Below are 5,998 nucleotides of genomic sequence, written 5' to 3'. Positions count from 1 at the left end.
GACACATGTTTGTGGTGGGAGGTAAGAAAAGAAGAAAAGGCAGTGGGCGGGAGCGGTCAGAAAAAGATATGCCGACCTTTCTTCTGCCGGAGCGTAGGGCGCCTTTTTCCGAATCTCCTCCTTCCAACCACGCTATCCTGTCAACATATCCAGTGTAGCTTATATAGCTCTCTCCATTTTAAGTAAAAAATTATAAAAAGTGTAGGGACGGGATATTCACTCTACTACTCGTTTTGTCCTACAATTTTAAATATAATCGCATAATAGACTAGATTTTGTATGTAATTATGGGGGGAAGATTCAAAATGATCATACTTGAGGAATACAATATCAGTTTTCACTGGATACTAAGGGGTGGATAAATTAAATTATGTATGTTTCTAAAATAGCCTGCAGCTTTATCTTGATTCTGTCTGTTCATTTCTTTTACGAATTTGTTTCATTTGTTTTTCAATCAATCTGTCCAATTCCTGACTGGCGCGGAGAACATCGGGATGTGATAAATTGAAGTTCTTTTGTTTAGCCACTTCTACCATTATGGATCGTTTCTGTTCTATCTCAACTGCAAGACTCATATGATTACATTCCTCCCTGTTCATATGTGCGTATCCATAGGAAAGGAATTTTGATTATAGAAGTAAACACACAAACCTTGTACCGTCCTTTCTTTTCGACTCTTACACTGCTAATTATTTCTTATTCCTGCTTTTAAGAAGATTTGATAAGAATCTATACTTTTTTAGGTTACTTTGTAGCTTGAAGACAGTTTAGAGTAACAAATCTCACCGAAATACTACTATGGGTATATGATCATCCAATCGATAACTATGTAATATACGATTTAGAATTCACTTGATATATCAACAAAGGTTCAGGTGGTTTAGGATAGGCGGATTCGAGAAAAAAGCAGGTAGATGCCCCCTGTACCCCGGCGGAAAAAAGGCTGGTGCTTCTTTTCCCCGTCTCCCCTGTTTTCTTTCCTCTCTTGCTTCACACCATAAGGGCATAGTTCATTTCAAGGGTGTTGATTATCCAGTATGATCCAGAGTGGATCGTCATCACACCGTGCCCCAAACGGGCGTCGGTTCGTCTCCCGCACCGAGAGGCCCAGATGTTTTGCCGGTCCGGCCCTGGCGCCACAAAGCGGCCGTGTTTCTTCCTCGTGAGAAAGACGAGGGAACATGCCGACGCGTGCACCTTCTTCCTTCCACCTTATGGATAATCAACAGGTGTGAGTTCATTTATCAAGTCAGATGTATATAGTACAGACTGACCACACAAAACATTTCAACATTTTGTATTTTTTTGTCATTACAAGTGTATGCTACCAATTTCCTCCTTGTCTACCCCTATTCACAAGGTGTAAAAGTATATGAACATAGGTTCATACATAATGAATACCTCTTGACTTATGTTTTAAAAAATGTCCCCCCATATTTACGCATATTATGAATCATCATTCACACATAATGAATTCCTGTTCATCTAAAGGTTAGGAAATTATTACTAAATAAACAGCTAGTAAAACAGGTATGATAATGCACTACAAATATAGTAATCAATGTAATATCATGGTTTTTTCATTATCGTTTTTCATATAGTTTTGTTATACTATTCATAAAAAGGGGAGAATTCGAAGTTACTATACAATTAACTTCGGCTATTACTTGATGATGCTTCTCGGACTAGAAATTTTACTCTCTATAGCAGAAGAAATGGCATTATTGATTTTCTCGTTAGTTTTTTTCCATTATCCCATTCGTAAACATCTTACATCCTTATTTTTGATTAGTACTCTGGTCGCAGCCTTTTCGCGTTTCATTAGAGCGTACACCGAATTACCTTATGCTGTCTTTTTAATTATGCTATTGTTCTACATACTGCTTATTTTTGTTTATCGGCTTAAGCCGATAAATGGACTCATCGTTTTGTGTCTGGGCTATTTAGCAAACGCAGCTATTATGAACGCTATTCTATCAATTTCAATGCTTATTCTGGATCAGTCTTTCTCACAAATTGCAAGCCAAATTCTGTACGAAACTTTTATTATGCTCGCCACCTCCCTCATTATGTTTATCAGTGCATATATTATTCACAACAGAAAATGGCACATCAGCTTGGAGAGTGAGCAATCATCAAAAATGGGCAGACCATTCAATTATTTAATTGGTGCTTGTTCTTTCATCGGGATGTTCCTTATTATCCAAACAACTACAGCCTTATTATCTACAGAATCCGATTTTTATCGTACAAGCCTTATTAGCTTTGGTGCGTTTAGTATGTTCTTATTGATGTTCGTGTTAATTCGAAACATTAAAAGTATGCAATACCAAATGAAAATTGAAGAGGAAAAATCATACCTTGAAGAGCTTATAAGCTACACAGAAGAAATCAAACAAATTAACCGCGATTTTTATTCCCAGGCACAAACGTTGCGCCAACTGGCAGTATGTCAAAACATGAATACAATAATCAGCTACCTTGATCATTTGCTTCAGGAACGAAATTTTCTGCAAGCAGCTATCGAAATTAACGAGCCGATGCTGGCGGCCTTTTTAGGAAAAGAACGTCATGTCTGTCAATCATACGGTGTAAACCTAATGGTGATAAATAATGGCTATTACTTTACGCCACACTCCATTTCCGGTTATCAGCTTAACCGTCTGTTCAAGCAAATTTTTGACGATATTATTCTCGTTTTAAAACAACAGACTGCTGCTGACAAATGGATTCGCTTCACCGTAGATAGTGTGATAGATGAACAGACTACTTTCATTATTGAGACTACTTGTTTGCGACAGTTAAGGGAGGAGATCGTTCCGCAAATTGAAATGCACGCAGGCAATATTGAACTGCTTTATGATCCGGATACGAATAAAACAAAAATAACAATTCATTTTTAGGGGAGTCGGTTATGAAAAAGCTAGCCTACCACCTTGCAACATTATTAAAAAACAATAGCGATCATCCTGCTTCCGTGGCAGTGATTCAATTTGGGATTGAAGGATTTTTAAACACGTTAGTTACAACGTTCGTGCTTATTTTTGCTTCCATCGTCACCGGGCAAAGCATTCCTGTACTTTTTCTCACTTTAGGGTTCAGCGGATTACGAATGTTTACCGGCGGAGCTCATCTAAAAAGCAGTCTCGGATGTACAATTGTCTCGGTTTCAATGCTAGTCGGATGTAGCTATATTCCGGTATCCTTTTGGTCAAGCCTGCTTTTTTGTCTGCTGGCACTCCTCATTATTGAGCTATATTCTTACTATATTGAACCGTACCAATCCTCCCGCCCTCTGAAATACAAGCATCGGTTCAAGCTTTTGGCAAGGCTATGGATCGGGCTTGGACTTCTTGCTTCCTTCTTTGAAATGAGTCAGCCTTTTGCGGTTGGATTATTGCTTCAGTCTTTATCTGTGATGCCTCTCGGTATTCGCTTTATTCATAGCCTGAATCGCTTGTTTCCGAAAGGAGGTGAATCTGCATGATGAAGAGAGTTCTCTACGCAATGACTTCTTTCTTTACTGTATTGGCTGCGTTTATTGTTACACCTTTATCCATTAGTGCCCTTCACACTCCAGAAGTTCCGGAAGAGCTTCGTTAAAAAGTAGAAAGATTAAAACTACGGTGGTGATATCATGAACATCCTAGTATGCGAAAATAACCTAATCCAAGCACAGGCGCTTACTAATCACTTACAAACGTTTGATTATATTCAACGTGTCGATGTAGTAGCCACAGGGGAGGAAATGATTTCCGTTGTACTGGAAAAGAATGATATCACCGCTCTTTTCCTTGATATTGACTTGCCAGGCATGAACGGATTGGAAGCATATGGCGTTTTAAAAATGCAAGGGTGTCACATTCCAGCCGTCCTTATTACTGGATTGCGACCCGCTGCTAGTGACACGTATCCTTTGGATATTGTTGATGTGATTGAAAAGCCTTATTTACCCCCGCGTCTGGAAGAAGCTTTACGCAAGCTCCGACTGCACATTGAGTACCAAAGCTTTATACAGGCTGGTGGAGTTTATGTTCCGGTGATTACGGATGAACTTTCTTTGCTTTCGCCAAAAGATATTTTATTTTTCGAAGCAGGGGCACGCGAGCTAAAAGTACATACTTTACACCATACATTCGATGCAAAATATATCCCACTCAAAATATATGAGAAATATTTAAGAAATCAGGGCTTTGTTTTTAGCCACCGAGCCTACCTGGTTAATACGAGAAAGATTAAATATATTGATCAGACCGGCATTCACTTTATAGGTGATTTTCAGCATGTTGCATATGTTGCAGAAGATAAGCTTAGTATTTTGAAGAAAATTTTACAGCGCATAAATATTTCTCCTGTATAGCTTTCACCATATATAGAATTCACTTGACGTAGTAACAAAAGTTCAGATGGTTGGAAATAGGAGATTCGGAAAAAGAAGAGGCTGGATGCGCTCTGCGCTCCGGCAGAAGAAAGGACAGTGTGTCTTTTTCCAGCCTCTAATTTTCTATTTCTTTTCTTACCTCCCACCGCAAACATGTGTCAATTTATCAAATCAGATGCATATATAACTGTAGACTACCGAGAGATCAATCAGAATGTGAAGAATTCAATCATATATTGGACAAATTGGCGGATTGCACAGAAAAAAAATGATACGAGACTTATGTATGATTTTTGATGATGAAACACAAGAGGAAGAGATTATGTTTGGACTTATTTATTTCTTTGTATCGTCACAATTTTTCCTTATTTGTCTAATACGGAAACTTCCTAAAATATGGTATAGTAATAGCGAACCCCTTTGTTCCACTTCACCTTTCTCCTGCCGGCCAATGCCGGCCTTTTTCATTTTTGGTGACTCAACTATATAAGTTACACTTGATAGTTTGACATGATAACGTGGTTGGAAGTAGGAAATTCGAAAAAAAGAAGAGGTTGGATGCGCCCTGCGCTCCAGCAGAAGAAAGGACAGCATGTCTTTTTCCGGCCTCTGATTTTCTCCGTCTTTTATTACCTCCTACCACAAAAGTTTGTCGATTTATCAAACCAGATGTATATAGCATATTTATCACATAGATTGCAAAACCTTTTCATATCTTTCGTGTATAATAAAGTGAAACTTCAACTAGTGTAACTTCTCCCTCATCTTACACTTATTGGTAGTTGAACAAATCGAACTTTTGCGGGTAGCTTACATCTACTTCCTTGCCCTCTTAAAGCTTAGAAGCAGGGGTCTTACTCCCCGTCAAACATGGGATAAATGACAGCCTATAATTTAATCTATATAAATTACACTTGATATTTTGACAGAGTAAGGTGGCTGGAAGCAGGAGATTCGGAAAAAAGAAGAGGCTGGATACGTCCTGTGATCCGGCAGAGGAAAGGCCAACATGTCTTTTTCCGACCACTCCTACCCACCGCCCTTCCTTCTTTTCTTACCTCCCATCACAAAAATGTGTCAATTTATCAAATCAGATGTATATAAGGAAGGTCACTATGAATATTTTTTTACTTTTTACAATACTCTTTACGGGGCTACTTATTACTTTAATAGGGATTATTATTTATAAAATCACCACGAAAAAAGAGCTTCCTGACAGCCACTATACGCCATTTGATTACATCACGGCCCAGACCGCTGTCGAATTTCACGAAGAAAAGGAAGAAAAAGAGCAAGAAGACGAACAAGGCGACGATAAAGATAAAAATGAGGAAAAAAAATAATGTTTATCCTTTCGTAGCTATGTCCCTCCTTGCTTACAAGGAACTTATTAGCCAGTCCTATATAAGTTACACTTGATATGTTGACAGGATGGCGCGGTTGGAAATAGGGGATTCGGAAAAGAAGAGGGGGGATGCGCCCTGCGCTCCAGCAGAAGAAAGGCCAGCATGTCTTTTTCCGGCCTCTGATTTCCTCCATCTTTTTCGTACCTCCTACCACGGGAGGATGTCGATTCATCAGGTCAGATCACGCCTGTTGATTATCCATAAGGTGGAA

7 protein-coding genes are annotated in these 5,998 nt (G+C 38.9%); 6 read left to right on the top strand and 1 reads right to left on the bottom strand.

Annotated features, from left to right (window positions below):
- Positions 1-398: 398 nt before the first annotated feature.
- Complete coding sequence (locus HMPREF0083_RS27655) at positions 399-575, bottom strand: aspartyl-phosphate phosphatase Spo0E family protein (protein WP_167331605.1); 177 nt, start codon at positions 573-575, stop codon at positions 399-401.
- 1,140 nt (positions 576-1,715) lie between these two features.
- On the opposite strand from HMPREF0083_RS27655, the gene HMPREF0083_RS25225 reads away from it, so the two are divergent.
- From HMPREF0083_RS25225 to HMPREF0083_RS25205, 6 genes are all read left to right on the top strand, one after another.
- The gene (locus HMPREF0083_RS25225) at positions 1,716-2,903 is read left to right on the top strand and encodes a hypothetical protein (RefSeq protein ID WP_040305087.1); all 1,188 of its coding nucleotides are present in this window, start codon (positions 1,716-1,718) and stop codon (positions 2,901-2,903) included.
- Positions 2,904-2,914: 11 nt separating this feature from the next.
- The gene (locus tag HMPREF0083_RS25220) at positions 2,915-3,487 is read left to right on the top strand and encodes an accessory gene regulator ArgB-like protein (RefSeq protein WP_021624813.1); all 573 of its coding nucleotides are present in this window, start codon (positions 2,915-2,917) and stop codon (positions 3,485-3,487) included.
- Complete coding sequence (locus HMPREF0083_RS27650; RefSeq protein ID WP_021624812.1) at positions 3,484-3,603, top strand: cyclic lactone autoinducer peptide; 120 nt, start codon at positions 3,484-3,486, stop codon at positions 3,601-3,603. Before HMPREF0083_RS25220 ends, HMPREF0083_RS27650 begins: the two co-directional genes overlap by 4 nt.
- A gap of 34 nt (positions 3,604-3,637) precedes the next feature.
- A complete protein-coding gene (locus HMPREF0083_RS25215; protein WP_021624811.1) occupies positions 3,638-4,360 on the top strand; it encodes a LytR/AlgR family response regulator transcription factor in 723 nt (240 codons plus the stop codon).
- Positions 4,361-4,649: 289 nt separating this feature from the next.
- Complete coding sequence (locus HMPREF0083_RS30290) at positions 4,650-4,871, top strand: Imm30 family immunity protein (protein ID WP_148316068.1); 222 nt, start codon at positions 4,650-4,652, stop codon at positions 4,869-4,871.
- A 625-nt stretch (positions 4,872-5,496) separates the two neighbouring features.
- Entirely contained in the window at positions 5,497-5,724 is a 228-nt protein-coding gene (locus HMPREF0083_RS25205; protein WP_040305080.1) for a DUF3951 domain-containing protein, read from the top strand.
- Positions 5,725-5,998: the final 274 nt, after the last annotated feature.

Source organism: Aneurinibacillus aneurinilyticus ATCC 12856, assembly GCF_000466385.1.
In the GTDB taxonomy this organism is placed as follows: domain Bacteria; phylum Bacillota; class Bacilli; order Aneurinibacillales; family Aneurinibacillaceae; genus Aneurinibacillus; species Aneurinibacillus aneurinilyticus.
This window is presented reverse-complemented; position numbering and strand designations above follow the sequence as displayed.

Coding starts and splice junctions, on each gene's coding strand:
- HMPREF0083_RS30290 (WP_148316068.1), top strand. CDS start 4,650: ATGATACGAGACTTATGTATGATTTTTGATGATGAAACACAAGAGGAA.
- HMPREF0083_RS27650 (WP_021624812.1), top strand. CDS start 3,484: ATGATGAAGAGAGTTCTCTACGCAATGACTTCTTTCTTTACTGTATTG.
- HMPREF0083_RS25220 (WP_021624813.1), top strand. CDS start 2,915: ATGAAAAAGCTAGCCTACCACCTTGCAACATTATTAAAAAACAATAGC.
- HMPREF0083_RS27655 (WP_167331605.1), bottom strand. CDS start 575: ATGAGTCTTGCAGTTGAGATAGAACAGAAACGATCCATAATGGTAGAA.
- HMPREF0083_RS25205 (WP_040305080.1), top strand. CDS start 5,497: ATGAATATTTTTTTACTTTTTACAATACTCTTTACGGGGCTACTTATT.
- HMPREF0083_RS25225 (WP_040305087.1), top strand. CDS start 1,716: ATGGCATTATTGATTTTCTCGTTAGTTTTTTTCCATTATCCCATTCGT.
- HMPREF0083_RS25215 (WP_021624811.1), top strand. CDS start 3,638: ATGAACATCCTAGTATGCGAAAATAACCTAATCCAAGCACAGGCGCTT.